Annotated in this window: 26 protein-coding genes; 20 read left to right on the top strand and 6 right to left on the bottom strand. The window is 71.8% G+C overall.

Annotated elements, in window-relative coordinates:
• Positions 1 to 124 precede the first annotated feature (124 nt).
• The 11 genes from LCN96_RS40800 (at position 125) to LCN96_RS56925 (ending at position 10,859) form a co-directional block, all read left to right on the top strand.
• Positions 125 to 1,735, top strand: a complete 1,611-nt coding sequence (locus LCN96_RS40800) for a PucR family transcriptional regulator (protein ID WP_225267760.1) — start codon at positions 125 to 127, stop codon at positions 1,733 to 1,735.
• 11 nt (positions 1,736 to 1,746) lie between these two features.
• Positions 1,747 to 1,959: an RNA-binding S4 domain-containing protein gene (locus tag LCN96_RS40795; protein ID WP_225267759.1), complete on the top strand. Its 213-nt coding sequence runs from the start codon at positions 1,747 to 1,749 to the stop codon at positions 1,957 to 1,959.
• Positions 1,960 to 2,054: 95 nt separating this feature from the next.
• Positions 2,055 to 3,362, top strand: coding sequence for a uracil-xanthine permease family protein (locus LCN96_RS40790; protein WP_225267758.1), 1,308 nt, complete (start codon positions 2,055 to 2,057; stop codon positions 3,360 to 3,362).
• 148 nt (positions 3,363 to 3,510) lie between these two features.
• On the top strand, positions 3,511 to 4,923 hold the full coding sequence (locus tag LCN96_RS40785; protein WP_225267757.1) for a uracil-xanthine permease family protein: 1,413 nt from the start codon (positions 3,511 to 3,513) through the stop codon (positions 4,921 to 4,923).
• Entirely contained in the window at positions 4,920 to 5,801 is an 882-nt protein-coding gene (locus LCN96_RS56930) for an FAD binding domain-containing protein (protein WP_263657384.1), read from the top strand. Before LCN96_RS40785 ends, LCN96_RS56930 begins: the two co-directional genes overlap by 4 nt.
• Positions 5,791 to 6,270, top strand: a complete 480-nt coding sequence (locus LCN96_RS40775; protein ID WP_225267756.1) for a (2Fe-2S)-binding protein — start codon at positions 5,791 to 5,793, stop codon at positions 6,268 to 6,270. The genes LCN96_RS56930 and LCN96_RS40775 overlap by 11 nt, the downstream gene beginning before the upstream one ends.
• A complete protein-coding gene (cutA, locus tag LCN96_RS40770; RefSeq protein WP_225267755.1) occupies positions 6,267 to 8,618 on the top strand; it encodes an aerobic carbon-monoxide dehydrogenase large subunit in 2,352 nt (783 codons plus the stop codon). The genes LCN96_RS40775 and cutA overlap by 4 nt, the downstream gene beginning before the upstream one ends.
• Positions 8,619 to 8,661: 43 nt before the next feature.
• The gene (locus LCN96_RS40765; protein ID WP_225267754.1) at positions 8,662 to 9,663 is read left to right on the top strand and encodes a leucine-rich repeat domain-containing protein; all 1,002 of its coding nucleotides are present in this window, start codon (positions 8,662 to 8,664) and stop codon (positions 9,661 to 9,663) included.
• A gap of 39 nt (positions 9,664 to 9,702) precedes the next feature.
• The gene (locus LCN96_RS40760) at positions 9,703 to 10,125 is read left to right on the top strand and encodes a hypothetical protein (RefSeq protein WP_225267753.1); all 423 of its coding nucleotides are present in this window, start codon (positions 9,703 to 9,705) and stop codon (positions 10,123 to 10,125) included.
• Between the two features lie 43 nt (positions 10,126 to 10,168).
• Positions 10,169 to 10,588, top strand: a complete 420-nt coding sequence (locus tag LCN96_RS40755; RefSeq protein WP_225267752.1) for a hypothetical protein — start codon at positions 10,169 to 10,171, stop codon at positions 10,586 to 10,588.
• Positions 10,589 to 10,733: 145 nt separating this feature from the next.
• Positions 10,734 to 10,859, top strand: coding sequence for a hypothetical protein (locus tag LCN96_RS56925; protein WP_263657383.1), 126 nt, complete (start codon positions 10,734 to 10,736; stop codon positions 10,857 to 10,859).
• On the opposite strand, the gene cydB is transcribed toward LCN96_RS56925, so the two are convergent.
• From cydB to LCN96_RS40740, 3 genes are all read right to left on the bottom strand, one after another.
• The gene (gene cydB, locus LCN96_RS40750) at positions 10,828 to 11,709 is read right to left on the bottom strand and encodes a cytochrome d ubiquinol oxidase subunit II (protein ID WP_225267751.1); all 882 of its coding nucleotides are present in this window, start codon (positions 11,707 to 11,709) and stop codon (positions 10,828 to 10,830) included. The genes LCN96_RS56925 and cydB overlap by 32 nt on opposite strands.
• A 13-nt stretch (positions 11,710 to 11,722) precedes the next feature.
• The gene (locus tag LCN96_RS40745) at positions 11,723 to 13,069 is read right to left on the bottom strand and encodes a cytochrome ubiquinol oxidase subunit I (RefSeq protein WP_225267750.1); all 1,347 of its coding nucleotides are present in this window, start codon (positions 13,067 to 13,069) and stop codon (positions 11,723 to 11,725) included.
• A gap of 189 nt (positions 13,070 to 13,258) precedes the next feature.
• Positions 13,259 to 14,101: a polysaccharide deacetylase family protein gene (locus tag LCN96_RS40740; RefSeq protein ID WP_225267749.1), complete on the bottom strand. Its 843-nt coding sequence runs from the start codon at positions 14,099 to 14,101 to the stop codon at positions 13,259 to 13,261.
• A gap of 72 nt (positions 14,102 to 14,173) precedes the next feature.
• Between LCN96_RS40740 and LCN96_RS40735 the strand changes: the two genes are divergently transcribed.
• From LCN96_RS40735 to LCN96_RS40720, 4 genes are all read left to right on the top strand, one after another.
• A complete protein-coding gene (locus LCN96_RS40735) occupies positions 14,174 to 14,818 on the top strand; it encodes an SRPBCC family protein (protein WP_225267748.1) in 645 nt (214 codons plus the stop codon).
• 65 nt (positions 14,819 to 14,883) lie between these two features.
• Positions 14,884 to 15,780 carry a hypothetical protein gene (locus tag LCN96_RS40730; RefSeq protein ID WP_225267747.1) on the top strand — a complete coding sequence of 299 codons (897 nt, stop codon included), beginning with the start codon at positions 14,884 to 14,886 and terminating at the stop codon, positions 15,778 to 15,780.
• Positions 15,781 to 15,821: 41 nt separating this feature from the next.
• The gene (locus tag LCN96_RS40725) at positions 15,822 to 16,490 is read left to right on the top strand and encodes a DsbA family oxidoreductase (RefSeq protein ID WP_225267746.1); all 669 of its coding nucleotides are present in this window, start codon (positions 15,822 to 15,824) and stop codon (positions 16,488 to 16,490) included.
• Positions 16,491 to 16,515: 25 nt separating this feature from the next.
• Positions 16,516 to 16,938 carry a MarR family winged helix-turn-helix transcriptional regulator gene (locus LCN96_RS40720; RefSeq protein WP_225267745.1) on the top strand — a complete coding sequence of 141 codons (423 nt, stop codon included), beginning with the start codon at positions 16,516 to 16,518 and terminating at the stop codon, positions 16,936 to 16,938.
• 32 nt (positions 16,939 to 16,970) lie between these two features.
• Here LCN96_RS40720 and LCN96_RS40715 read toward each other — a convergent pair whose 3' ends face one another.
• Positions 16,971 to 17,636, bottom strand: a complete 666-nt coding sequence (locus LCN96_RS40715; protein WP_225267744.1) for a thymidine kinase — start codon at positions 17,634 to 17,636, stop codon at positions 16,971 to 16,973.
• 126 nt (positions 17,637 to 17,762) lie between these two features.
• Here LCN96_RS40715 and LCN96_RS40710 point away from each other — a divergent pair, with 126 nt between their 5' ends.
• The 4 genes from LCN96_RS40710 to LCN96_RS40695 are packed head-to-tail and all read left to right on the top strand — an operon-like array spanning position 17,763 to position 22,521.
• A complete protein-coding gene (locus LCN96_RS40710; RefSeq protein ID WP_225267743.1) occupies positions 17,763 to 18,098 on the top strand; it encodes a hypothetical protein in 336 nt (111 codons plus the stop codon).
• A gap of 6 nt (positions 18,099 to 18,104) precedes the next feature.
• Positions 18,105 to 20,105 (top strand): hydantoinase/oxoprolinase family protein, encoded by a 2,001-nt coding sequence (locus LCN96_RS40705; RefSeq protein WP_225267742.1) that lies wholly within the window; start codon positions 18,105 to 18,107, stop codon positions 20,103 to 20,105.
• A complete protein-coding gene (locus LCN96_RS40700) occupies positions 20,098 to 21,906 on the top strand; it encodes a hydantoinase B/oxoprolinase family protein (RefSeq protein WP_225267741.1) in 1,809 nt (602 codons plus the stop codon). Before LCN96_RS40705 ends, LCN96_RS40700 begins: the two co-directional genes overlap by 8 nt.
• 45 nt (positions 21,907 to 21,951) lie before the next feature.
• Positions 21,952 to 22,521 (top strand): hypothetical protein, encoded by a 570-nt coding sequence (locus tag LCN96_RS40695; RefSeq protein WP_225267740.1) that lies wholly within the window; start codon positions 21,952 to 21,954, stop codon positions 22,519 to 22,521.
• 140 nt (positions 22,522 to 22,661) lie between these two features.
• Here the strand turns inward: LCN96_RS40695 and LCN96_RS40690 are convergent, their stop codons facing one another.
• Complete coding sequence (locus LCN96_RS40690) at positions 22,662 to 23,522, bottom strand: NAD(P)-dependent oxidoreductase (RefSeq protein WP_225267739.1); 861 nt, start codon at positions 23,520 to 23,522, stop codon at positions 22,662 to 22,664.
• A gap of 22 nt (positions 23,523 to 23,544) precedes the next feature.
• Between LCN96_RS40690 and LCN96_RS40685 the strand changes: the two genes are divergently transcribed.
• The gene (locus LCN96_RS40685; protein ID WP_225267738.1) at positions 23,545 to 24,210 is read left to right on the top strand and encodes a histidine phosphatase family protein; all 666 of its coding nucleotides are present in this window, start codon (positions 23,545 to 23,547) and stop codon (positions 24,208 to 24,210) included.
• Here the strand turns inward: LCN96_RS40685 and LCN96_RS40680 are convergent.
• Positions 24,200 to 24,775 carry a uridine kinase family protein gene (locus LCN96_RS40680; protein ID WP_225267737.1) on the bottom strand — a complete coding sequence of 192 codons (576 nt, stop codon included), beginning with the start codon at positions 24,773 to 24,775 and terminating at the stop codon, positions 24,200 to 24,202. The two genes, LCN96_RS40685 and LCN96_RS40680, sit on opposite strands and share 11 nt — an antisense overlap.
• Positions 24,776 to 24,804 lie beyond the last annotated feature (29 nt).

The raw sequence follows: 24,804 nt of genomic DNA, 5'->3' as shown, positions 1-24,804 counted from the left end.
TCCCAACCGACCTTGGACCTGACCGTAGAACGGCCGCCGAACCCTCCGTACGGGTAAATTTGCCAACAGTCAGCGGGTTGGTTGGCTCTTCCTGACAGACCGCTTCCGGGTTCACAATTTCCCCATGGAGCCCCCCGTCCGTCTCGCCAGCACCGGCACGATCATCCACGGCGTCTCCGTGGGAGAGGTGCTCGGCGTGTCCACCCTCGCGGAGGCCAGGCTGATCGCGGGTGAGAGCGGGCTCGGCCGCATCGTGCAACGGCTCAACGTCATGGAGGTGCCCGACATCCTGGCCTGGGTCAAGCCGCACGAGCTGCTGCTCACCACCGGCTACCCGCTGCGCAACACGCCGCAGTCGCTCGGCCGGCTGGTCGCCGACCTCGACGAGCGCGGGCTGGCCGCGCTGGCCATCAAGCTCGGCCGCTACGTGGACGAGCTGCCCGGCGAGATGGTGGAGCAGGCGGACCGGCTCGGCTTCCCGCTGATCCTGCTGCCCAACGACGTCGGCTTCGACGACATCCTCAACCAGGTGCTGACCGACATACTCAACCGCCAGGCCGCCGTGCTGGCGCGGGCGGAGGAGGCGCACCGGGCGCTGGTCCAGGTGGTGCTGGCCGGGGGCGGGCTGGATGAGGTCACCGCCGAGGTGGCGCAGCTCCTCGACGTGGCCGTGGCGGCGGTCGACGGCTCCGGCCAGGTGCTGGCCACCGCCGGGCCGGGCGAGCACGTGGCGGTCCTGCGGGAGTCGATCTCCCGCGAGGGGCTGCCCGCCCCGCGGCCCCGTACGCCCGCCGCCCGCGCCCGCTCGTTCGCCTCGGTGCCCGTGCTCGCGGGCGGCCACCACCACGGCAGGATCGTCGCCTACAGCCCGGCCGCCGCGATCAGGGACAGCGACGTCGGCATCCTGGAGCGCGCCGCCACCGTCGCCGCCCTCGTCGTCACCCGGCAGGAGGCGGTCAACGCCGTCGAGAGCAAGTACCGCGCCGACTTCCTGCGCGACGTGCTCACCGGCAGGGCCGGCACGGCCGAGCGGGTCACCACCCGCGCGCGGGCGTTCGGCTGGGACCTGTCGCGGCCGGTGACCGTCCTGGTGGCCGAGCTCGACCCCGACGGCGACGAGCGCAGCGCCCAGGACCGCCTGGTCTCCTGCTGGACCGCCGCGATCAGGCGGCACGACCCGCGCGGCGCCGTGGCCGGGTTCTCGCACGAGGTGGTGGCCGTGGTGGACGCCGCCATCGACGCCTCCCGGGTGGCCAAGGACGCCGCCTCCGCCTTCGCCGACGTGCCGCCCGCCACGTTCTCCACCGGCACCTCCCGGCCCAGCCCCGGCGCGGAGACGCTGCCGGAGGCGTACTCGCAGGCGCTGAAGGCGGCCAGGGTGGGCCGGCAGCTGCACGGGCCGGGCGCGGTGGCGCACTTCGACCAGCTCGGCGTCTACCGGCTGCTGTCGCTGGTCAACGACACCGAGGAGCTGCACGCGTTCGTCCGTGAGACGCTCGGCCCGCTGGCCTCCGACGACGACGCCGAGAACGCCGACCTGCGGCGCACGCTGCAGTCGCTGCTGGAGACCAACCTGAACGTGGCGGAGACCGCCCGGCGGCTGCACTTCCACTACAACACGCTGCGCTACCGGATCGGCAAGCTGGAGCGGCTGCTCGGCAACTTCACCGACGACCCCCACCTGCGGCTGAACCTGACGCTGGCCCTGCACGTGCTGCGGATGCGCGGCATCTAGGCTGCTGCCTTGTGGAATCTCTGGACTTCGAACTGCGCGACGACTACATCCCGCTGTGCGACCTGCTGAAGTACTGCGGCATCACCGAGACGGGCGGGATGGCCAAGCAGCTCATCGACGAGGGCATGGTGCAGGTGGACGGCGAGGTGGAGCTGCGCAAGCGCGCCAAGATCAGGGCCGGGCAGGTGGTCAGCGGCGACGGGTTCGAGATCCACGTCGCCTAGCCGGTGCGCGTGCATCCCGGGGCACCCTCTATTGTGCTCTCCAGCATCAGACAGGAGACATACCCGCAGTTCAGGCGGGAGATCGAGGTGTGTTCGTGGCGCTGGGGTGGAAGGTGCACGGCGATGGGAAGCGCCTGACGCCGGGCGAGGTGGTCAAGCCGGAGGAGCGGCTGAGCTGGCCCAGGATGGTGGGGATCGGAGCGCAGCACGTCATCGCGATGTTCGGCGCGACCTTCGTCTTCCCGCTGGTCATGGGGCTGGACGCGAACCTCGCCGTGATGATGTCCGGGGTCGCGACGATCCTGTTCCTGCTGATCGTGAAGGGGAGGATCCCCAGCTACGTCGGGTCGAGCGCCTCCTTCGTCGGGGCCGTGGTCGCGATCAGGGCGGCCGGGGGCGGTGACGCGACCGTCACCGGGGCGCTGCTGGCCGTCGGGGTCGTGCTGGCCGCGTGCGGGTTCGCCATCCACAAGCTCGGCGTCGGGGTCATCCACCGGGTCTTCCCGCCGATCGTGACCGGCGGGGTGGTGATGCTCATCGGGTTCGGGATGGCGTACGTGGCGGCGGACGTCTACTGGCCCAAGGACCCGTGGGTGGCGCTGCTGACGATGGCGGCCACGTTCGTCTTCATCGGGGTGTTCAAGGGCTTCCTCGGCCGGATCGGGGTGCTGCTCGGGCTCGTGTTCGGCTTCCTGCTGTCCTACGTGTGGGACCTCGTCGGCGGCCCGATCACGGCGCCCGACGACAGCGGCGAGGTGACCGAGCACTTCCGGGTGAACCTCGACGCGGTGGCGCAGGCCGACTGGATCGGGCTGCCGTCGCTGCACGGGCCGGTGTTCGAGGTGTCGGCCATCGTGCTGGTGCTGCCCGTGGTGATCGCGCTGATCGCGGAGAACGTCGGGCACGTCAAGGCCGTGGGCGAGATGACCGGCACCGACGTGGACGCCTACATGGGCCGGGCCGTCATGGCCGACGGCATCGGCACCGTCGTGGCCACCTCCGTGGGCGGCTCCGCGACGACCACGTACGCGGAGAACATCGGCGTCATGGCGGCCACCCGGGTCTACTCGACCGCCGCCTACTACATCGCGGCGGTCATCGCGATCCTGTTCGGGCTCTGCCCGAAGTTCGGCGCGCTCATCGCGGCCACCCCCGGCGGGGTGCTCGGCGGCGTGACGACCATCCTGTACGGGATGATCGGCCTGCTCGGCGCCAAGATCTGGATCGAGAACAAGGTCGACCTGGCCGACCCGCGCAACCTCGTGCCGACCGGCGCCGGGATCATCTGCGCCATCGGCCCCGTCGCCTTCCCGATCACCGGCACGTTCGCGCTCAGCGGCATCGCGCTCGGCACGATCGTGCTGCTCCTCGGCTACCACCTGCTGCGCGCCGTGCGCCGGTAGCCCCCTCACACGGCGGTCGCCGCCGTGTGCGCGAGGTTCTCTCTGGTCGGCGGGTCAGATTTGGCAGATCATGCCCGTGTAGGAGCGTGCCACCGGGCCTAATGTGCCCGCAACGGTACGTCCGGCGCCCAGTGCACAAGGGGCTCGCATGGTTATGGGATGGACCAGACACGGTGACGGCAAGCACCTGGCTCCCGGCGAGGTGGTCAGGCCCGACGAGAGACTGAGCTGGCCCCGGATGATCGGGTTCGGGGCGCAGCACGTGATCGCGATGTTCGGCGCGACGTTCGTCTTCCCGCTGGTCATGGGGCTGGACCCGAACGTGGCCGTGATGATGTCGGGCGTCGCGACGATCCTGTTCCTGCTGATCGTGAAGGGGAAGGTGCCCAGCTACCTGGGCACCAGCGCGTCCTTCGTCGGCGGCGTGTTCGCCATCAGGGCGGCGGCGGGCGGCGACACCGGCGGCGCCGACGCGATCGTCACCGGCGCCATCCTGGTCGCCGGGTTCGTGCTGGCGCTGGCCGGGCTGGCCATCCACTTCCTCGGCGTCCAGGTCATCCACCGGGTCTTCCCGCCCGTGGTGACCGGCGCGGTGGTGATGCTGATCGGGTTCGGGCTGGCGTTCGTGGTGGCGGACGTCTACTGGCCGCAGGACCACTGGGTGGCGCTCGTCACGATGCTGATCACGTTCGTGGTGATCGTGGCGTTCAAGGGGTTCATCGGGCGGATCGGGGTGCTGGTCGGGCTGGTGGCCGGGTTCGTGCTGTCGTGGGTGCTCGACAGGGTCGCCGGGCCGGTCACGTCCGTGCTGCCCGGTGCGAACCTGCGTGACGCGGCAGGCAACCCCTGCCCGGCCGAGGGCACGTACTGCGTGGCGACCGCCTTCCCGCACGACCGGGTGAGCTTCCAGTCGGTGGCCGACGCGCCGTGGTTCGGGCTGCCGAGCTTCCACGCGCCCGACTTCAGGACCTCGGCCGTGCTGCTGGTGCTGCCCGCCGTGATCGCGCTGATCGCGGAGAACATCGGGCACGTCAAGGCCGTCGGGGAGATGACCGGGACGGACGTGGACCCGTACGTGGGGCGCGCCGTGGTGGCCGACGGCGTCGGCACCATGGTCACCAGCGCCGTCGGCGGCTCGCCCACCACGACCTACGCCGAGAACATCGGCGTCATGGCGGCCACCAAGGTCTACTCCACCGCCGCCTACTACATCGCCGGCCTCATCGCGATCGCGTTCGGGCTCTGCCCGAAGTTCGGCGCGCTGGTCGCGGCCACGCCGGGCGGCGTGCTCGGCGGCGTGACCGTGATCCTGTACGGCATGATCGGCCTGCTCGGCGCGAAGATCTGGATCGAGAACCGGGTGAACTTCGCCGACCCCGTGAACATGGTTCCGATCGGGGCGGGCATGATCCTGGCCATCGGACCTGTGAAGCACGCCATCGGCGGCGATTTCACCCTGGAGGGCATCGCGCTCGGCACGATCGTGGTGCTGGGCGGCTACCACCTGCTGCGCGCCATCGCGGGCCGCGACCCCGAGCCCGTCAGGAGCGAGGCCGGGTGAAGCCGCCGCCGTTCACCTACCACGCACCCCGCGACCTGCCGGGGGCGCTGCGCACGCTCGCGGAGGTCCGCGGGAAGGTGCTGGCGGGCGGGCAGAGCCTCATCCCGATGCTCAACATGCGGCTGGCCGCGCCGGAGCACCTCGTGGACATCAACCGGGTCGCCGGGCTCGACGGGATCGAGGCCGGCCGGGCGGGGGTGACGGTGGGGGCGCTGGCCAGGCACGCGGACGTGGAGCGGGCCGGGGTGCACCCGCTGCTGACCCGGGCGCTCAGGCTGGTGGCCCACCCGGTGATCCGCAACCGGGGCACGGTGGTGGGCAGCCTCGTGCACGCCGACCCGGCGGCCGAGCTGCCCGCCGTGCTGGCGGTGCTGGGCGGGAGCGTGCGGGTGGCCCGCTGGGACGGCCGGGTCACGGTGCGGGAGGTGCCGGCGGAGGAGTTCTTCGTCGGGCCCATGGAGTCGGCGGTCGGACCGGGCGAGCTGGCCGTGTCGGCATTTTTCCCGGCATTGGGGGAGGGGGTCGGGGTCGCGTTCGAGGAGGTCGCGCGCAGGCACGGCGACTACGCGCTGGCGGGCGTGTGCGCCGTGGTCACCCCCGACAGCGCCAGGGTCGCCTGCATCGGGGTCGGCGCGCGACCCGTCGTGGTCGATCTGGACAGGGGCGCGGCCGACCATCGGGGCGGGGCCGATCGGGGCGGGGCCGATCGGGGTGGGTGCCGTGACTGGCGGGAGGCGGCGGCCGCCGTGCGCGACGTGACCGATCCGGAGGGCGACATCCACGCCTCCGCCGCCTACCGCAGGCACCTGGTGGGCGTGCTGGCCGAGCGGGCGCTGCGCGACGCGGCGCGGGAAGGGGCGGCGGCCCGTGGAGCATGAGATCACCCTCGTCGTGAACGGCACGGCCAGGCGGGCCCGCGTCCCCGCGCGGCGGCTGCTGTCCGACTGCCTGCGCCACGACCTCGGCCTGACCGGCACGCACGTGGGCTGCGAGCACGGCGTGTGCGGCTGCTGCACGGTGCTGCTCGACGGGCGGCCCGTACGGTCGTGCCTGACGTTCGCCGTGACCGTGGACGGCGCCGAGATCACCACGGTGGAGGGGCTGGCGGGACCGGGCGGCGAGCTGTCGGCCGTGCAGCGCGCGTTCGCCGAGTGTCACGGGCTGCAGTGCGGGTTCTGCACGCCGGGCTTCCTGTGCACGGTGACGGCCCTGCTGCGGGAGAACCCGGCGCCCACCGACGACGAGGTGGTCGAGGGCATCTCGGGCAACCTGTGCCGCTGCACCGGCTACCAGAACATCGTCAAGGCCGTCCACCGGGCCGCCGAGCTGCTGGCGGAGGAATCATGACGACCAGGCTCTTCGGCGAGGCCGTGCAGCGGCGCGAGGACCCGAGGCTGCTCACCGGGCAGGGCCGCTACCTCGACGACCTGGGCCCCGAGGCGCTGGCGGCCGCGTTCGTGCGCTCGCCGCACGCCCACGCCCGCGTCCGCGACGTGGACGTGAGCGCCGCGCTCGACGTCGAGGGGCTCGTCGCCGTCTACACCTGGGAGGACCTGCCCGAGCGGGTCGGCAGCGCGCTGCCGCTGCTCATCCCGCACCCCGCGCTCACGCACGGCCGCACCGCCCACCCGCTGGCCAGGGACGTCGTCAGGCACGTCGGCGAGCCGGTGGTGATGGTGGTGGCCACCGACCGGTACGCCGCCGAGGACGCCTGCGCCCTCATCGAGGTCGACTACGAGCCGCTCAAGCCGGTCGTCGGCATCGAGGAGGCCGTCCAGGGGGCGCAGCTCGTGCACGAGGACGTGCCGGGCAACGTCGGCGCGCACCTCGTCCAGGAGGTCGCCACGGCCGACGGGCGCGGGGCCAGGCAGGCCATCGAGGCCGCCCCGCACACGATCGCCTTCCGGCTCGACATCGAGCGCAGCGCCAGCATGCCGCTGGAGGGCCGCGGCGTGTACGCCCGCTGGGACGGCCGCGACCTGCGCGTCTACTCCAGCACCCAGACCTCCACCAGCGTGCGCATGGCCGTGGCCGCCGCCCTCGGCCTGCCGCTGCCGCACGTCGAGGTGATCGCCCCCGACGTGGGCGGCGGCTTCGGGGTGAAGATCGTGCACCCGTGGCCCGAGGAGGTGCTGGTGCCGTGGGCGGCGATGACGCTCGGGCGGGAGATCAAGTGGACCGAGGACCGCAGGGAGCACTTCATCTCCTCCGCGCACGAGCGGGGGCAGGTGCAGTACGTGCGGGCCGGGTTCGACGACGACGGGCGCGTGCTGGGGCTGGACGTGACGATCCTGCACGACCACGGCGCCTACACCCCGTACGGGATCATCGTGCCGATCGTCACCTCCACGCAGTTGCCGGGGCCGTACAAGCTCGGCTCCTACCGGGTCGAGTTCACCGCCGTCTACACCAACACCGTGCAGGTCACGCCCTATCGCGGGGCCGGGAGGCCGCAGGGCGTGTTCTGCATGGAACGCACGATGGACAAGATCGCCCGGTACCTGGGCAAGGATCGCACCGAGGTCAGGGCGGCCAACCTCATCGGGCCGGAGGAGTTCCCGTACGACCAGGGGATGACCTTCCAGGACGGGCGCCCGCTGATCTACGACAGCGGCGACTACCCCGAGATGTTGCGGATGGTCAAGGAGCTGATCGGCTGGGACACCTTCGAGCCCCGGCCCGGCCTCGGGATCGGGATCGGGTGTTACGTCGAGGGCACGGGCGTGGGGCCGTACGAGGGCGGGCACGTGCAGATCACCTCCGACGGCCGGGTGCACGTCTCCACCGGCCTCACCTCGCAGGGGCAGGGCCACGAGACGGCCTTCGCCCAGATCGCCGCGACCGAGCTGGGCGTGCCCATCGAGCGGGTCAGCGTGGTCACCGGCGACACCCGCCGCTTCGGCTACGCCGTCGGCACCTTCGCCTCCAGGGCGGCCGTCGTCAGCGGCAACGCCATCGCGCTGGCGTGCAGGAAGGTGCGCGAGAAGGCGCTGCGCATCGCCGCCGACGCGCTGGAGGCCAACCCGGACGACCTCGACATCGCCGAGGGCATCGTGCACGTGGCGGGGGCGCCGTCCGCCGCCATCCCGCTGTCCACGGTGGCGGTGCTGGCCAACCCGCTGCGTTACGCCTTCGACGAGGAGACCGCCAGGGCCACCCAGTTCGCCGGAACGGCCGCCCCCGATCGCCCGCCGGTGGCCGAGGGGGAGGAGCCGGGGCTGGAGGGGCGCGACTACTACTCGCCGATCAGGTCCACGTTCGCGGCGGGGATGCACGCCGCGATCGTCGAGACCGACCCCGACACCGCCGAGATCAAGGTCCTGCGTTACGCCGTCGTGCACGACTGCGGGCGGCTGATCAACCCCATGATCGTGGAGGGGCAGATCCACGGCGGGGTGGCCCAGGGCATCGGCGGGGCGCTGTACGAGCGGATGGTCTACGACCAGCACGGGCAGCTGGTCAACGCCTCCTTCATGGACTTCCTGATGCCGTACGCCACCGAGATCCCGCACGTCGAGACCGCTCACCTGGAGACGCCGTCACCGCTGAACCCGCTGGGCATCAAGGGGGCGGGCGAGGCCGGCGTCATCCCCGTCTCCGCCGTCATCGCCTCGGCGGTCGAGGACGCCGAGGGCATCGAGATCAACCGCATGCCCATCTCGCCGTCCGAGCTGTTCGACCTGCGGACGAGGTGATCGGCGGCACGCGCGGGGACGGGTGCGTGGGATGATCGGCGGCATGCGTGCCCCCGACTCCGGTCTGACCGCCTTCCCCGCCGTGCCCCCCGACGCCCGGGTCGTGGACCTGGCGTGGAACGCGATCACCGAGGTGCCGGAGCGGGTGGCCGGGCTCGCCGCGCTGACGGAGCTGCGGCTCGACGGCAACCGCCTGCGCGCGCTGCCCGACCTGTCCGGCCTGGCCACGCTGCGCGCGCTGCACCTCGACGGCAACGAGCTGACCGCCCTGCCCGCCCTCCCGCCAGACCTGGAGACGCTCTTCCTGTACGGCAACCGCGTCGCCACCCTTCCCGACCCGCTGCCCCCGGCCCTGCGCCACCTGGCCGCCGGCGGAAACGGGCTGAGCGGCGTGCCGGCCTCGCTGTGGAAGCTGACCGGGCTCGAATCGCTCAACCTGGCCGAGAACGCCCTGACCGAGATCCCCGCCGCGATCGGCGGCCTGACCCGGCTGCGCATGCTCGACCTCGGCCACAACCGGCTCACCGCGATCCCGCCCGAGCTCGGCGACCTGCCCCTCACGGACTACCTGTACCTGAGCGACAACGCCTTCACCGAGGTGCCGGAGTCGATCGGCCGGCTGGACCGGCTGGCCTACCTGAACCTCACCGACAACCGGCTGGAGAGCCTGCCGGACACGATCGGCTCCATGGCCGCGCTGGCCGAGCTGCGGCTCTACAACAACCGCCTGGAGCGGCTGCCCGCCACGATCGGCCGCCTGTCGCGGCTGCGCGAGCTGCACCTGCAGGGCAACCGGCTGCGGGAGCTGCCGGGCGACCTGCCCGCCGGGCTGCGGCAGCTCGACCTGCGCAACAACCTGCTGCGCACGCTGCCGGAGCGGCTGCCCGCCGGGCTCAAGCAGCTCGACCTGCGCAACAACCGGCTGCGGGAGCTGCCCGCCGACCTGCCCGACCTCGACAAGCTGGACCTGCGCTGGAACAAGCTCGACGGCGAGCCGGAGGTGCTGCGCCGCCTGGAGGCGCGGGGCTGCGTCGTGTTGCGCTGAACCCTGAACCGGGCCGCGCGGCCGTGCGTACCCTCGCACATGACGACATTTCCACGTCTGGCCACTATTGCGCTGCTGGCCGGACTGGTCGCCGGCTGCTCCTCAGGAGGCGGCTGGAGCGACTACGTCGCAGCAGGCAAGTCCCAGCCCGCCGCCGCTCCCATGACGATCGAGCAGATCTCCAAGAAGGTCGGCTGCGAGCCGAAGATGCAGGTGGACGCCGACGAGGTGCGGACGGCGTACTGCAAGACGCAGGACGGCGAGTTCTTCGTCAACACCTTCGCCACCGAGAAGCTCAAGGACGAGTGGATGGACCGGGCGCCCGAGTACAACCCCCACCTGGTGGGCCCCAAGTGGACCGTGCTCGGCCCGCTGAAGGTGCTGGAGGCGCTGCGCGGGCCGCTCAACGGCGACCTGCACCTGACCGACCACCGGGTCTCCATGACACCCCAACCGAACTAGTCGGTCTCTGAACTCCCGGCGCGGGACCTGCGTACCTCCGCACATGACGACGATTCCACGCCTGGCCGCCCTCGCGCTGCTGGCCGCGCTGGCCGCCGGGTGCTCCTCAGGGAGCGCCGGCGGCTACGCCGCAGCGGGCGGGGCGCAGGCCGGCGCCGCCCCCCTCACGGTCGAGCAGCTCTCCGCGAAGGTGGGCTGCTCGCCACGCATGCAGGTGAACGCCGCCGAACTCCGTACGGGCTACTGCAAGACCCCGGACGGCGAGTTCTTCGTCACGACGTTCAGGAGCCAGGCGGGCAAGGACGCCTGGATGGACGCCGCCCCCGAGTACAACCCGCACCTGGTGGGACCGCTCTGGACCGTGCTGTCCAGCAGGAAGGTGCTGGACCTGCTCAAGGAGCGGCTCGGCGGCGACCTGCATCTCACCGACCATCGGACGAAGCAGATGCAGGTCGTCGGCTGACGGTTCGCGCAGCAGCTACGAGCCGTCCAGCGGGCGGCCGTTCCGGTACGGCCGTGGACGGCGCCACCGTCGAGCTGCGGGAAAGGAGGATCAACGGCCTGATCGGGCCGAACGGCTCGGGCACGACCACGAGCGGTGGGGGAGCATGACGGGGCTGCTGTCGGGCGGGCAGCAGAAGCAGGTGGAGTTCGCGCGGGCGCTCATGCCGGAGCTCCGTGTGGTGCTGGACCTCGGCCGGGTCACGAACCGGCCACCAGCACGCGCTTCCTGAACACCCAGTACGTCCACCCCTGGTACACCAGCACGAACGGCAGCGCGATCAGCCCGATCCAGGTCAGCATGCTCAGCGTGTACGCCGCCGAGGCCGCCTCCACCAGCGTCAGCCCCGGCAGCGGCCGCACCCGCAGCTCCATGAACACCGCCAGCGTCGCCAGCACGATCGCGCCCGCCGTGGCCGCGAACGCCCAGCCCTCCCTGCGCCGCCAGATCAGGGCCGTGGCCGCGGCCAGGGCCGCCATGGAGACGAGGGCCGGGACGGTGCCCAGGCTCGACAGGGCGGCCACGGCCACCGGGATGGTGACGCCACCGGCGACCAGGGCGGCGACGCGGGCGCGGCGGCGTACCGGGCCGGTGGTCTTCAGCGCCAGGAACACCGCGCCGTGCAGCACGCACACCGCCAGCGTGAACGCGCCGCCCACCAGGGCCGCGAGCGGGTCGTTGAAGAGCAGGTCGGCGAAGACCGAGCCCCACAGGAACGCGGGCAGCGCGCTGCCCACCACGATGCCCAGGTCGCACCAGAGCGGGTTGTCCACCTTGCCGCGCCACTCCAGGCCGACGCCGCGCACGATGAGCCCCACCAGGATCAGCGTCACGGGCAGGTAGAAGGAGCTGAAGACGCCCGCGTACCAGGCGGGGAAGGCGGCGAACATGGCGCCGACGGCGGTGATCAGCCAGACCTCGTTGCCGTCCCACACCGGGCCGATGGTCTGGAGGCTGGCGCGCTGCTCGGCGGCGTTCCTGCTCACCAGGGGCGCCAGCATGCCGACGCCGAAGTCGAACCCTTCGAGGACGAAGTAGCCGGTCCAGAGGAAGGCGATGATGGCGAACCACAACTCGATCATTGCTGGAAGCTCCTCAGTACATCAGGGACGGCTCGCGCGGCGCCTCGGCCGCCCGGACCGGGGCCTGCTCCTCGGCGCCCTTGCGGACGTGCCTGGCCAGCAGGACGACCTCGGCCACGGCGAGCGCGCCGTACAGGAGCGTGAAGATCGTCAGGGACGTGGCCACCTCGGCCGGCGAGACCCCGGGCGACACGCTGGAGGCGGTGAGCAGCTCGCCCGCGACCGTCCAGGGCTGGCGGCCGATCTCGCTGAGCAGCCAGCCGGCGATCACCGCGACCAGCGGGAGCGGCAGCGCGAGCAGCATCGCCCGCGACAGCCACGCGGGGAAGGGCCGCCTGCGGCGGGTCAGCCACAGGCCGAGCACCGACAGGCCGACCGTGGCCAGGCCGAAGACGATCATGACGCGGAACGACCAGAAGACGACGGTGCCGTCGGGGCGGTAGTCGCCGGGGCCGAACTGCTGCTCGAAGCGCTGCTGCAGGTCCTCGGTGCCCTGGACGGGGGCTTCGAGGTCGTTGGTGGACAGGAAGCTCAGCAGCTTGGGGATCTCGATGCCGGGCACGACGGTGAACCCGGCCCCCTCGGTGGTCCGCTCCAGGCCCTCGGCGGCGGCCAGCTTCATGGGCTGCTGCTCGTACATGAGCTTGGCCGAGTGGTCGCCGGTGCCCGCGACGACCGCGCCCGCGACGGCCGTCATGAGCAGCGCCGCGCGGGCGGCGCGGCGCCACATGTCCGCGCGCGTCCGCAGCAGCCAGTAGCCGCACACCGCCAGGACGAAGCCGCCCGCCACCACGAACGCGCCCGCGATCACGTGCGGGACCTGGGCCAGCGCGGTGGAGTTGGTCAGCACGGCCCACAGGTCGGTCATCCTGGCCTTGCCGTCCACGACCTCGTAGCCGACGGGGTGCTTCATCCAGGCGTTGGCCGCCAGGATGAAGTAGGCCGACAGGTTCGAGCCGATGGCCGCCGCCCAGATGGTCGCCAGGTGCACCCTCTTCGGCAGGCGGTCCCAGCCGAAGATCCACAATCCCAGGAACGTGGACTCCATGAAGAAGGCCAGCAGCGCCTCCATGGCCAGCGGCGCCCCGAAGACGTCGCCGACGAACGTGGAGTACTCGCTCCAGTTCATCCCGAACTGGAACTCCTGCACGATGCCGGTGACCACGCCCATGGCGAAGTTGATCAGAAACAGCTTGCCGAAGAACTTCGTGAGCTTCAGGTACTGCTCGTTGCCTGTGCGGTGCCAGGCCGTCTGCAGGCCGGCGACGAAGATGCCCAGGCCGATGGTCAGCGGTACGAACAGAAAGTGGTACACGGTGGTCACCCCGAACTGCCACCGCGCAAGGTCAAGTGCGTCCATCTTCCCCGTCGTCTCCCTGAACTCTACACGCTGTAGTACATCTACTCAAAGTAGTACTACAAGCTGTAGAGCATCGCGATGCGAGCTTGGTCACATCGTCTGTGCTGGTTGCGCTATCGAGGATCGCGCGCGGAAGCCCGCCGGCGCGTCACCCGCCCGGCTGATCGTCGCGTACGCCGCCCGGCGGAGTCAGCGCGGAAGCGCCGCCTCCAGGTACGCCTGAAGGTCGCCCAGCTCGTAGCCGCGGCGCTTGATCTTGTTCACCAGGACGCGGAAGTCCCTGGCCAGGTTGGGGCGGAAGTGCAGGAGCAGGATGTCGCCCGGGCGCAGCTTCTTGTCGGGCACCTGGTAGGCGATCTTGCCGCCCGGCTGGACGGTGGCGGTCCACAGCAGCACGGCCGACAGGCCGCAGCTCCTGGCGGCCCTGAGCGTGTCGGTGTTGTAGTTCCCGAACGGCGGCCTGAACAGGGCGGGCCGGGTGCCGATCTCCTTCTCGATCAGCTTCGACGCGCCGCACAGCTCGCGGCGCTGGGCGGGGTGGCCGAGCAGGCGCAGGTTGGGGTGGGTGAGGGTGTGGTTCTCGACCGCCACGCCCGCGTCGCGAAGCTGCCGGAAATATCCCCATTTACCGGCGCCGACGAAGCGGGCGGGGCCGCCCGACTCGTCCGGGGTGCCCCTGGCCTCGACCGCGTCGCGCATGGCGAAGGCGGTGATCGGGATGCGCTGGTCGCGGACCTGCCTGACGAACCCGGGGTCCTGCTCCCAGCCGTCGTCGATGGTCAGGAAGACGACCTTGCGCCTGGTGGGGATCGAGCTGATCACCGGGGGCAGGCCGCCGGTGCGGGGGATCGGGCGCACCTCGCCCGTGCGCGGCTTGGCGCCCGGAGGACCTGGCGCGGGGGTCGTGCGTACGGGGGCCGGCGCGGTGGCGGTGGGGCCGGGGGAGGGGCTGGAGGAGGCGGTCCCGGCCGGGGCGCAGGCGGCCAGCGCCAGCACGCACGTCACGCCGATCATCCGGTGTCCCCTGAACATGGAGCACCATCTTGCCAGTCTCTGTGAGGTGTTGCCCTTATCCACGCGGCCGGCGCTGCCTAGAGTGGCGGCATGAAACTGGCGGGCAGCGCCGAGATCGGCGTGGACAGGCAGCGGGTGTGGGCGGCGCTCAGGGACCCGGAGGTGCTGGTGCGCACCCTGCCGGGATGCGAGCGGCTGGAGGAGACGGGGCCTGACACGTACCGCATGACGATCAACGCGGGCGTGGGCTCGATCAAGGGTGTCTACCAGGGCGAGGTGGCGCTGTCCGACCCGCTGGAGCCCGAGAGCTTCACGCTCAAGGCGCGCGGGCAGGGCGCGCCGGGGACCGTGGACGCCACCGTCCTGGTCCGGCTGAGTGAGCACGACGGCGGGACGCGGGTGGACTACGAGGCCGAGGCCGTCGTCGGTGGGATGATCGGCGGGGTGGGGCAGCGCATGCTCGGCGCGGTGGCCAAGCGGACGGCGGGCGAGTTCTTCTCGGCCGTGGAGCAGCACCTGACGGCGCCCGCCGCCGTGCCGGCTCAGGTGCCCGCCAGCACCGTGGAGCCGGCCGTGGAGCCGGCCGTGGAGCCGGCCGCTGTGTTCGAGCGGCCGCCCAGGGAGCACACCGAGACCCGCCCGTGGGTGATGCTGGCGGCGTTCGGCATGGGGGCGGGCGTCGCGCTCGGCGGCGTCACCCTGGGCTGGCTGCTGGGACGCGGGTGGCGCCGCTGAGGCGCATGAAGGTGGTGGCCTCCAGGACCCTCGCGGAAAAGGATCTCCCGGCGTAGCGTGGCAATATGCGGCAGGCACATGCTGAAGACGCACGGACCGAGGCCAGGCGAGTCGTACGCAACCTCCTGGGCGAGGAGCGGCCGACAGCCGAGATGCTGATCGGCGACGTGCGTCCGGTGCTCGGCGACGAGCGTACGGACCGCACGCTGGAGCTGGCCCTCGGTGCCCAGCTCACCAGGCGCTCGGCCGAGCTGGCCGCCATCGCCGCGCTCCTCGTCGGCACCCGCGAGCTGGGCGAGGGCTGGTGGACCGAGCCCAGGGGCGGCAAGCTGCCCGCGCCCGACGAGGTGGTGCGCACGGCGGTCGCCATCGAGCCGTGGACCGACCTGACCGCACTGGAGATGCTGGCCGCCTGGGTCTCCGACGACGCCGCCGACCAGATGTGGGGCGCGCCCGTCGCGCAGGTGGACCTCAACTCCTGGCAGGCTGAGGACCGCTTCGAGCTGCCGCCGGGCGTCAAGCCCGGGCAGCGTCTCGTCGTGCACTTCGACGCCGGCGGCCGGCTCGACGCGGTCGTCGCCCGGCGGGCCGACGAGGAGCTGGGCTCCAACCTCGACTTCCAGTCGCTGCGCTACTCGCGGCCCGCCGAGGCGCAGTGGAGCTGGGGCGTCGCGGCCGGGCTCGGGCCGCACCGGCTGCCGAGGGAGCACCCCGACCCGTACGCCCGCGAGGTGCCCTCCGAGGCGGCCCGCATCCTGCGCTCGTGGGCGAAGCGGCACGGCGCCTCCGACGAGCAGCTCGGCGCGGGCTGGGCGACGGTGGGCGACGTGGTGGCCGCCATCGAGCGGGTCGACTGGATGTGGCGCAGCGGCGAGTGGTTCGGCTGGTGGCGGGGGGCGTCGGCGCTGGTGGACGACTCGGCGTACCTGCCGTACCGGCTGGAGGAGCTGGCGGCCGGGTAGGAGCAGGAATCCGGCGGGGCGCGATCGGGTTGTGCCCCGATATGAAGGTCGAGATTTTTTCGGATGTCGTGTGCCCCTGGTGTTATATCGGGCATGTCCGGTTCGCCAGGGCCGCCGAGCGGTTCCGGGCCAAGGGCGGCACGATCGAGGTGACGATGCGGCCGTACCAGCTCAACCCGGACGCGTCGTCCGACGGCGAGCCGGTGATCCCGGCGCTGGAGCGCAAGTTCGGCCCGGACGCCCGGCAGATGGTCGAGCGGGTCGTCGGCGTGGCCACCGCCGAGGGGCTGGAGCTGAACTACGACCAGGCCGTGAACGCGGCCACGTTCGAGGCGCACCGCCTGATCGAGGTCGCCACCCGGCAGGGCCTGGGCAAGGAGATGGCCGAGCGGCTGTTCCGCGCGTACTTCACCGAGGGGCTCAACGTGGCCGACCCCGGCGTGCTGGACGCGCTCGCCGCCGAGGTGGGCGTGCGCGACTCCGGCGAGGGCGCCGAGGAGGTGCGCGAGCAGCTCGCCAGGGCGCGCTCGCTGGGGATCTCCGGGGTGCCGCTGTTCCTGTTCGAGGGCAAGTACGCCGTTTCCGGCGCGCAGCCCGAGGACGCCTTCGCCGCCGCCATCGACGAGGTGGCCGAGCGTACCGGGCAGACGCCGATCACCACGCTCGCGGCTCCGGCCGACGGGTGCGACGACGGGTACTGCGCGGTCTGACCCTGCGGGATGGGAGAATCCCAAGGTGTCGACACGCAGCCTCGCCTACCTGTTCAAGCACGCCAACCAGCGCCTGTCGGACCTGATGGGGCCGGCGCTGGAGCCGTGCGGCATCGACGGGCGCGAGTTCGGCGTGCTGTCGGTGCTGGGCGGCTCGGAGCCCTTGTCGCAGCTGGAGGCGGCCCAGCGGATGGGGATCGACCGGACGACCATGGTCGCCATGGTCGACGGGCTGGAGCGCAAGGGGCTCGTCGGGCGCCGGCCGCACCCCGCCGACCGGCGCAAGAACATCGTGGAGCCGACCGAGCGCGGCCGTGAGGTGCTGGCCGAGGCCGAGCGGGTCGTGGCGGCGGCCGAGGCCGAGTTCCTGGCGCCGCTGCCCGGCGGCGACGCCCAGGTGCTCAGAGCCGCCCTGGAGCGCCTGGTGCCGCCCCGCTCAGGCGGCTGAGCCACAGCCCCCGTCGTCTGAGCGCCTGTGGCTCAGGCGGCTGAGCCGCCGTCGGCGCTCTGTGCGGCGGTGCCCTCGCCGAGCTGGCCGGCCCGGTGGTGGCGGCGGCAGAGCACCTGGTAGCGCACGGGCGCGTCGCCGGTGTCGCCGATCACGACCTGCTCGCCCGTACGCGCCATCGCGCCGCCCACGACCCTGGCGTTGAGCTGCCCCGGCCGCCCGCACCAGCACAGCACCTCGACCTGCAGCCGGCACACCTCGTCGGCCAGCTCGAACAGCCGCTGCGCCGCCGGGAACATCACCGACCTGAAGTCCGAGGCCAGCCCGAACGCGTAGACGTCCACGCCGTGCGAGTCGACCAGGTCGGCGAGCTGCTCGATCTGCTCGACGGTGTAGAAGCAGGCCTCGTCGCAGATCAGGTAGTCGACACGGTCGTGCCCCGTCACCAGGCGGACGAGGTCGAGGGAGTCCTCCACCTCGATCGCCTCCAGCCCGAGCCCGATCCGGCTGGTGACCTTCGGCCCGCCCGAGCGGTCGTGCTTGGTCAGCACCAGGCCCCGCCTGCCCTGCCTTCCGTGGTTGTAGTTCATCTGCAGCGCCAGGGTGGACTTCCCGCAGTCCATGGGGCCGAAGTAGAACTTCAGTACGGCATCACGGCCGCCGGACGGCACGGCAGACAGGGCAGACAGTTCGGTCACGGGCCGCCAGCTTAGTGGCTTGGCTTGTTCCATGACCTCGTGGGACATTTCTCCCCTGTAGTTGTTCAGGAGGAATCTGTGGTCACCGACAAACCATCGTCCGAGTCATCGCCGCTGGACGCGCTGATGAGGCAGGACGAGCTCACGGCGGCCCAGGCGGACGCCACCCGCTGGCGTTACGGCTTCCTCGTCGTGGTCGCGGGCATCGTGGCGCTGCTCATCGCGTTCGGCGCCGCCGTGTTCGCCTCGGGGGAGTTCGCCGCGCTGTTCGCCGGGGTGGCGGGGGTGATCGGTACCATTATCGGGGCTTACTTCGGAGTCCAGGCCGGCCAGTCGGGCAAGGCCAGGGTCGAGGCCGAGCTCGCCAGGACGCAGGAGATGGTGGTGCGCCTGGCGGCGTACGTGGGCCCCACGAACGCGCCCCGAGTCATCGACGAAGTGCTCGGCCGTCGCCGGAGCTGAGGAGCCATGCGTAGCGTGCGTATCGGAGTGGACACCGGAGGAACCTTCACCGACATCGTGGCGGTGGACGAGCAGACCGGTGAGATCCTCACGACCAAGACCCCCTCGACCCCGGCGAACCCGGCCGACGGGTTCCTCGCCGGCATCGAGAAGCTCGGGCGGCTCGACGTCGCCGCCATCGTGCACGGCACCACGGTGGCCACGAACCGGCTGCTGGAGGACCGGATCGAGAGCCTGGGCCTCATCACGACCGAGGGGTTCGAGTTCGTCCTGGAGATCGCCAGGCAGAGCGTGCCCGATGGCTACGGCAACTCCTACTTCTGGGTCAAACCGCCCAGGATCGTGCCCGTGCACCTGGTCAGGACCGTCGGCGGGCGGCTCGACCACCTCGGCGACGAGGTGCGGCCGTTCTCCGACGAGCAGGCCGTGGAGGTGGCCCGCTGGTTCCGGGCCAAGGGCATCACCGCGATCGGGGTCTGCTTCCTGCACTCCTACGCCAACCCCGAGCACGAGCGCCGCATGCGCGAGATCCTCTGGCGCGAGCACCCCCAGGCGGTGATCTCGCTGTCCAGCGACGTGCTGCGCGAGTACCGCGAGTACGAGCGCGCGGTCACCACCCTCGTGGACGCCGCCGTCAAGCCGGCCATGCGCAGCTACATCGCGACCCTGTCGAACCGGCTCGGCATGCCGTTCTCGGTGATGAAGTCCAACGGCGGCGTGCTGTCCGCCCGCGAGGTCGTCAACCAGCCCATCACCACCGTCCTGTCGGGCCCGGCGGCGGGCGCGCTGGGCGCCGCCCTGATCGCCTCCACCGCCGGCCACCGGTCCGTGATCACCCTGGACGGCGGCGGCACCTCGACCGACGTGGCCGTGGTGATCGACGGCGAGCCCTCCATCACCACCGAGGGCTCCGTCGGCCGCTACCCGTGCAAGATCCCGATGATCGACATCATCACGGTCGGCGCGGGCGGCGGCTCGGTGGCGTGGATCTCGCCCGAGGGCACGCTCAAGGTGGGCCCCCGCTCCGCCGGCGCCGACCCCGGCCCGCTCTGCTACGGCAAGGGCGGCACCGAGGTGACGGTGACGGACGCGCACGTGTTCCTCGGCCGGATCCCGCCGCACCTGCTCGGCGGGGAGATCCCGCTCGACGTGGACGCCGCCCGCATCGGCATCAAGGCCCTGGCCGACAAGCTCGGCCTGACCCCCGAGCGCACGGCGACCGGCATCCTGGAGATCAGCGCGTTCAACCAGAGCAACGCGATCAGGCAGCTCACCGTCAAGCGCGGGCTGGACGTGCGCGACTTCCCGCTGGTGACGTTCGGCGGGTCCGGGCCGCTGCTGGCGTGCCGGCTGATCGACATCCTCGGCCTGCCGTCCGTGATCGTGCCGCGCGACCCGGGCAACGTCTCGGCGTTCGGGCTGCTCACGGTGGACGTCAAGAACGACTACGTGCGCACGTACGTCACCCGCGACCTCTCGCTCGGCAAGGCCGTCGAGATCTTCCACGACCTGGAGCATCAGGCGGGCGAGGCACTCGACCGCGAGGGCTTCGACGACCCGGTCTACCAGCGCAGCGCCGACCTGCGCTACTACGGCCAAGCCTACGAGGTGCGGGTGCCGGCGCCCGCCGGCGAGATCGACGAGGACTGGCACGCCGAGGTGATCTCCCGCTTCCACGACGCCCACGAGAAGCTGTACGGCTACGCCTACCGCGACGACCCCCGCCACGGCGTGGAGTGGGTGAACCTGCGCGTCTCGGGCATCGGCCCCATCAACCGCCCGGTCATCCGCCGCCTGGACAAGGCCGGCGAGGGCGCCACCTCGGTGCGCCCGGTGCACTTCGACGAGACCCGCGACACCCCGGTCCACCAGCGCGCCGCCCTCGGCCCCGGCGCGACCGTGCAGGGGCCGGCGGTGATCGAGGAGTACGGCTCGACGATCCCCGTCCACCCCGGCTTCACCGCCAAGATCGACGAATACGGAAATGTGGAGATAAGCCGTGACTGATCCCATCCTGGTGGAGATCGTCGAAGGGACGCTCGCCTCCGTGGAGAAGGAGGTGGAGACCGCCATCGCCCGCACGGCCCGCTCGCCGATGATCCGGGACGCGCACGACTTCCGCGCGGGCATCCACGACGCACGGCTGCGCAAGCTCACCGGCCGCTCCTACAGCGCGCTCGTCCAGCCCGTCGTGCGCGACTTCCCGATCGAGACCATGAAGCCGGGTGACGTCTACTTCCACAACGACGTCTACCTGTCGGAAGGCGGCATCGGCCACCTGCCCGACCTGTGCGTCACCGTCCCGGTCTTCCACGAGGGCTCGGTGGTGGCCTTCGTGCAGGCGTTCGGCCACCACGACGACATCGGCGGCTCGGTGCCGGGCTCCATGCCCTCGCACGCCCGCTCGGTCTACGAAGAGGGCCTGATGGTCCCGCCGATCAAGCTGTGGGACGAGGGCGTGCCCAACGAGGCCGCGCTGCGCATCATGACCCGCAACTCCCGCATGCCCGACTCCCTCGCGGGCGACCTCGACGCCGAGTGCTCGGCCTGCCTGATGGGCGCCCGGCGGCTCGGCGAGCTGTTCGACCGGTACGGCAAGCAGGCCGTCGAGGAGTGCTTCGACGCCATCATCGACAAGACGACCGAGACGTTCCGCAGGGAGCTGCTGGCCAAGATCCCCGAGGGCACGTACGTGTGGGAGGACTATGCCGAGCACGACGGCGTGGACGAGCCCCGCCTGCACGCCCAGCGCATCACCCTCACGGTGGACCACGCCGCCGACGCGCCCCTGACCATCGACTTCACCGGCACCTCGCCCCAGGCCAAGGGCCCGATCAACCACGCCGGCGACTACGCCGACGGCGTGTTCCTCAAGAAGTGGCTGGCCCCGGTGCTGCGCAACCTGGCCGACACCCCGGAACGCATGGCCGAGCTGGACGTGAACGAGGGAGTGGTGCCCCTCATCAAAATGATCTTCCCCGAGAAGGGCACCCTCCTCACCCCCGTCTTCCCCGCTCCCACCAACGCCCGAACGTTCGTCATCCTGCGTCTCCTCGGCGTCCTGGCCGGCGTCCTGGCCAAGGCCACCGGTGGCCGCATGCCGGCCGACCAGGAGACCATCCGCTACACGGGCGTGTACGGCACGGACGCCGATGGGCAGCCGTACCTCATGCGCGAGGTCCTCGGCGGCGGCTCGGGCGGCCGCTGGTACGCCGACGGCGAGGACACCATCCACGTGGTGCCCGACTCGCGCAACATCCCGGTCGAGTTCGCCGAGGCCCGCTGGCCGTTCCGGGTGGAGCGGCTGGCCCTGGCCTGCGACTCGGGCGGGCCGGGCATGTTCAGGGGCGGGCTCGGCTACGACAAGCACATCCGGATGCTGCGCGACGCCTCGTACATGTCGATCGCCGACCGCTCCATCCTGTCCTGCTGGGGCGTCAACGGCGGCCTCGCCGGGCGGCCCTTCCGCGTGGAGATCGCGGGCAAGGAGATGGAAGGGCTGGTGGACGACCACCCGGTGCAGGCGGGCGACCTGATCAGGATCCGCACCACCGGCGGGGGCGGCTGGGGGTCGCCGTACGACCGGGATCCGCGGGCGGTGGCGGCCGACGTGCGGGATGGGAAGGTGTCGATCGCCGGGGCGCTGGGGGATTACGGGGTGGTGCTGGACGGGGATCGGATCGATGAGCAGGGGACGGCGGAGCTGCGGGCTCGGTTGCGGCCGCCGGGGGATCGGTTCTTCGATCGGGGGCCGGGGTACGCGAAGCTTTCCGGTGGGAGGGGTTATGCGGACGTGGACGAATTGTGAGTAGTTAATCACGCTTCGTGTTCACAGGGGCTAGCATGATCTCTCGTGAACCCCCCGTTTGCCGCTTACGTCGATGAGTCCATGGTGCTCGCGCGCGGTGTCTATCTGATGGCGGCCGTGCTGGTGGCGCCGCACCAGGCTGATCGCTACCGTGCCGATCTGCGAGCGCTGCTGCTGCATCGGCAGTTGCGGCTGCACTGGCACGATGAGAACGACAAGCGCCGAACGCAGCTCATCGAGGCGGTTGCGGAGTGGCGGCCGGACGGGATCTTGGTCGTGGGCACGGGCATGGACCCCGCCCGCCAGGAACGCGCCCGTCGCAAGTGCATGGAGTGCCTGCTCTGGGAGCTCGGTGATCACCATGTGGCGGACGTGTTCTTCGAACGCCGCGACGCGGGACTCGATCGACGCGATCACGAGCTCGTCGTCAAGCTGAAGGGTCGTCATGCGGTGCCGCCGAGGCTTCGGCTGTCGTGGTGTGACCCGGTGTCGGAGCCTCTGCTGTGGCTGGCGGACATCATCGCGGGCGCCAGGTGCCTCGCTGAGCGCGGCGATGACAAGTTCTGGAGCCTAGTGGAGACGGGTCTCGCCTTGCAGCGCATCGACACCCGCTGAAAGCGCGAAGCCCGGGCTCCCGTCGTCCGGCGGTCCACCCGGGCCCACTTCCATCCCCCCCGCAGGAGGGCGGCCTGCTGTAACTGTACCCGGCCGCACACGAATAGTCACCCCGAAAGCGCGAAGCCCGGGCTCACCCCCTACGCCTCGTCGAAGCTCGCGAAATACGTAGCCGCCATGTCCTCATCCCCATGCCCCTGCGCCACGGCCCGCCGGAACCTCTCCCCGGCCGCCGCCACCACATCCAGCCGCACCCCCACCCCCTCCCCGGCCTCCCGGATCAGCCGGGTGTCCTTCTCCGCGTTGCGCACCGTGAAGCTGGGCGTGAAGTCGCCCGACAGGATGGCCGCGGACTTGGCCTGGAAGTAGGCGTTGTCCATCGGCCCACCCGTGATCACCTGCCGCACCAGGTCAGGGTCGAGCCCCAGCCCACGGGCCAGCGACAGGGCCTCGGCCACGACGGCCGTCAGTGAGATGCCGTAGCTGACCGTGGCCATCTTGAGCCGCGTGCCGGCTCCGGCGTCCCCGAGCCAGAGCGTCCGCTGGCCGAGCGCCCCGAAGACCGGCTCCAGCACCTCGCGCGCCGAAGCCGGGCCCGAGGCGAGGATGACCAGCTTGCCCTGTTCGGCGGGCTGCCTGGTGCCCTGGACGGGTGCGTCCACGTACGTCAGGCCGTGTTCGGCCGCCAGTGACGCGAGGTGTTCCGCGGCGGGCACGCCGACCGTGCTCATCTGCGCCCACACCTGCCCGTCGCGGAGGCCGGGAGCGGCGGCGGTGACGGCCTCGCGCACCGCGTCGCCGTCGCTCAGCATCGTGAGGATCACGTCGGCGCCCTCGACGGCCTCGACGGGGGAGTGCGCGACGACCGCGCCGTCCGCCTCCAGGGGCAGGGCCTTGTCCCTGGTACGGTTCCACGCCCGCACCCGCATGCCGGCCCTGGCCAGGTTCCGGCCCATGGGCAGCCCCATGAGCCCCGTTCCGAGTACTGCGACAGAAGTCATGCCCCCACCGTACGATCAGCGCATGGGCCCCGAACGGATCATGGCGGTGCGGCACGGCGAGAGCGAGGCCAACCTCGCGCACCGGGAGGCGGGCGAGACGCCGCTGGTCTACGAGCGCGGCGACGACGAGGTGACGGTGACGGAGCTGGGCAGGGCGCAGGCGGCGGCGCTGGGCCGGCTGCTGGCGGCGCTGCCCGGCGGGGAGGCGCCGGAGCTGGTGTGGTGCTCGCCGTACCTGCGCGCCCTCGACACCTGGAAGATCGCCCAGGAGGCGTGGGGCGTGCAGCCGCTGCCCGTCACCGTGGACGAGCGGCTCAGGGACCAGGAGCCGGGCGCGTTCGCGCGGTTCAACCTGGCCGCGATCCGGGAGCGGCACCCCGAGGAGCTGAAGCGGCGCGAGTCGCTGGGCGCCTACGCCTACCGCCCGCCCGGCGGGGAGTCGCTGGCCGACGTGGTGGTGCGGCTGCGCGCGTTCCTGCGCGACCTGGACGGGCGGGCCGCCGGGCGGCGGGTGCTGATCGTCGCGCACGACTCGGTGGTGCTGGCGCTGCGCCACGTCCTCGACGGGCGGCCGGACGCGGAGCTGGCGGCGGTGCTGGAGTGCACGCCGGTGCTGAACGCCTCGGTGTCCGTGTGGCGCACGGGCGAGCTGGTGGCGTTCAACGACGTCGCGCACCTCACGTCGTGAGCACGAGGTCGGCCCGCTCCCGGGTGCGGTCCGCCGCGAACCACTCCCGTTCCGCCGCGAACCACTGACGCCAGCGCGGCTCCAGCTCGGCGCCGTCGCGCGCCAGCACCCGCCGCAGGCGCTCCGGCTCGGCTGCCTCCACCCAGACGGTGTACGCCAGCAGGCCCGACACCGAGGCCCGTGCCGTCCCGACGCCCTCGACGACCAGGACGGGCGCGACCGGCACGGCCACCTGCTGGGCGTAGGCGCCGCGTACCCAGTCGTACCTGCGGAACCCGCCGGGCAGGCCGCGCTGGAGCGGGCGCAGCACCTGTGACTCCAGGGCGGGGAACCAGCCGCCGGGCCCGTCCTCCCACGGCACGGGGAAGTCGTCGCTGTGGATCACCTGGCAGGCCAGCTCCGCCCCCAGCCGCCCCGCGAACGTCGTCTTGCCCGACCCCGCGGGCCCGTCCACGGCCACCAGGCGGACCGGGCCGCACGAAGGGGCGAGCCCCGCGACGCGGGCCGCGATCGAAGGCACGGTGGGGGCGGGGGTGGGGGCGGGGGTGGAGGGCAGGTCTTTCATCGGACCCAGGGTAGGTGACGAGGGGCACC

The sequence above is a fragment of the Nonomuraea gerenzanensis genome, assembly GCF_020215645.1.
Taxonomy (GTDB): domain Bacteria; phylum Actinomycetota; class Actinomycetes; order Streptosporangiales; family Streptosporangiaceae; genus Nonomuraea; species Nonomuraea gerenzanensis.
This window is presented reverse-complemented; position numbering and strand designations above follow the sequence as displayed.

Excerpts from the sequence above, each read along its gene's own strand:
- LCN96_RS40800 (WP_225267760.1), top strand. The coding sequence starts at position 125 with ATGGAGCCCCCCGTCCGTCTCGCCAGCACCGGCACGATCATCCACGGC.
- LCN96_RS40785 (WP_225267757.1), top strand. The coding sequence starts at position 3,511 with ATGGTTATGGGATGGACCAGACACGGTGACGGCAAGCACCTGGCTCCC.
- cutA (WP_225267755.1), top strand. The coding sequence starts at position 6,267 with ATGACGACCAGGCTCTTCGGCGAGGCCGTGCAGCGGCGCGAGGACCCG.
- LCN96_RS40765 (WP_225267754.1), top strand. The coding sequence starts at position 8,662 with ATGCGTGCCCCCGACTCCGGTCTGACCGCCTTCCCCGCCGTGCCCCCC.
- LCN96_RS40760 (WP_225267753.1), top strand. The coding sequence starts at position 9,703 with ATGACGACATTTCCACGTCTGGCCACTATTGCGCTGCTGGCCGGACTG.
- LCN96_RS40755 (WP_225267752.1), top strand. The coding sequence starts at position 10,169 with ATGACGACGATTCCACGCCTGGCCGCCCTCGCGCTGCTGGCCGCGCTG.
- LCN96_RS56925 (WP_263657383.1), top strand. The coding sequence starts at position 10,734 with ATGACGGGGCTGCTGTCGGGCGGGCAGCAGAAGCAGGTGGAGTTCGCG.
- cydB (WP_225267751.1), bottom strand. The coding sequence starts at position 11,709 with ATGATCGAGTTGTGGTTCGCCATCATCGCCTTCCTCTGGACCGGCTAC.
- LCN96_RS40745 (WP_225267750.1), bottom strand. The coding sequence starts at position 13,069 with ATGGACGCACTTGACCTTGCGCGGTGGCAGTTCGGGGTGACCACCGTG.
- LCN96_RS40740 (WP_225267749.1), bottom strand. The coding sequence starts at position 14,101 with ATGTTCAGGGGACACCGGATGATCGGCGTGACGTGCGTGCTGGCGCTG.
- LCN96_RS40735 (WP_225267748.1), top strand. The coding sequence starts at position 14,174 with ATGAAACTGGCGGGCAGCGCCGAGATCGGCGTGGACAGGCAGCGGGTG.
- LCN96_RS40730 (WP_225267747.1), top strand. The coding sequence starts at position 14,884 with ATGCGGCAGGCACATGCTGAAGACGCACGGACCGAGGCCAGGCGAGTC.
- LCN96_RS40725 (WP_225267746.1), top strand. The coding sequence starts at position 15,822 with ATGAAGGTCGAGATTTTTTCGGATGTCGTGTGCCCCTGGTGTTATATC.
- LCN96_RS40710 (WP_225267743.1), top strand. The coding sequence starts at position 17,763 with ATGAGGCAGGACGAGCTCACGGCGGCCCAGGCGGACGCCACCCGCTGG.
- LCN96_RS40705 (WP_225267742.1), top strand. The coding sequence starts at position 18,105 with ATGCGTAGCGTGCGTATCGGAGTGGACACCGGAGGAACCTTCACCGAC.
- LCN96_RS40690 (WP_225267739.1), bottom strand. The coding sequence starts at position 23,522 with ATGACTTCTGTCGCAGTACTCGGAACGGGGCTCATGGGGCTGCCCATG.
- LCN96_RS40685 (WP_225267738.1), top strand. The coding sequence starts at position 23,545 with ATGGGCCCCGAACGGATCATGGCGGTGCGGCACGGCGAGAGCGAGGCC.
- LCN96_RS40680 (WP_225267737.1), bottom strand. The coding sequence starts at position 24,775 with ATGAAAGACCTGCCCTCCACCCCCGCCCCCACCCCCGCCCCCACCGTG.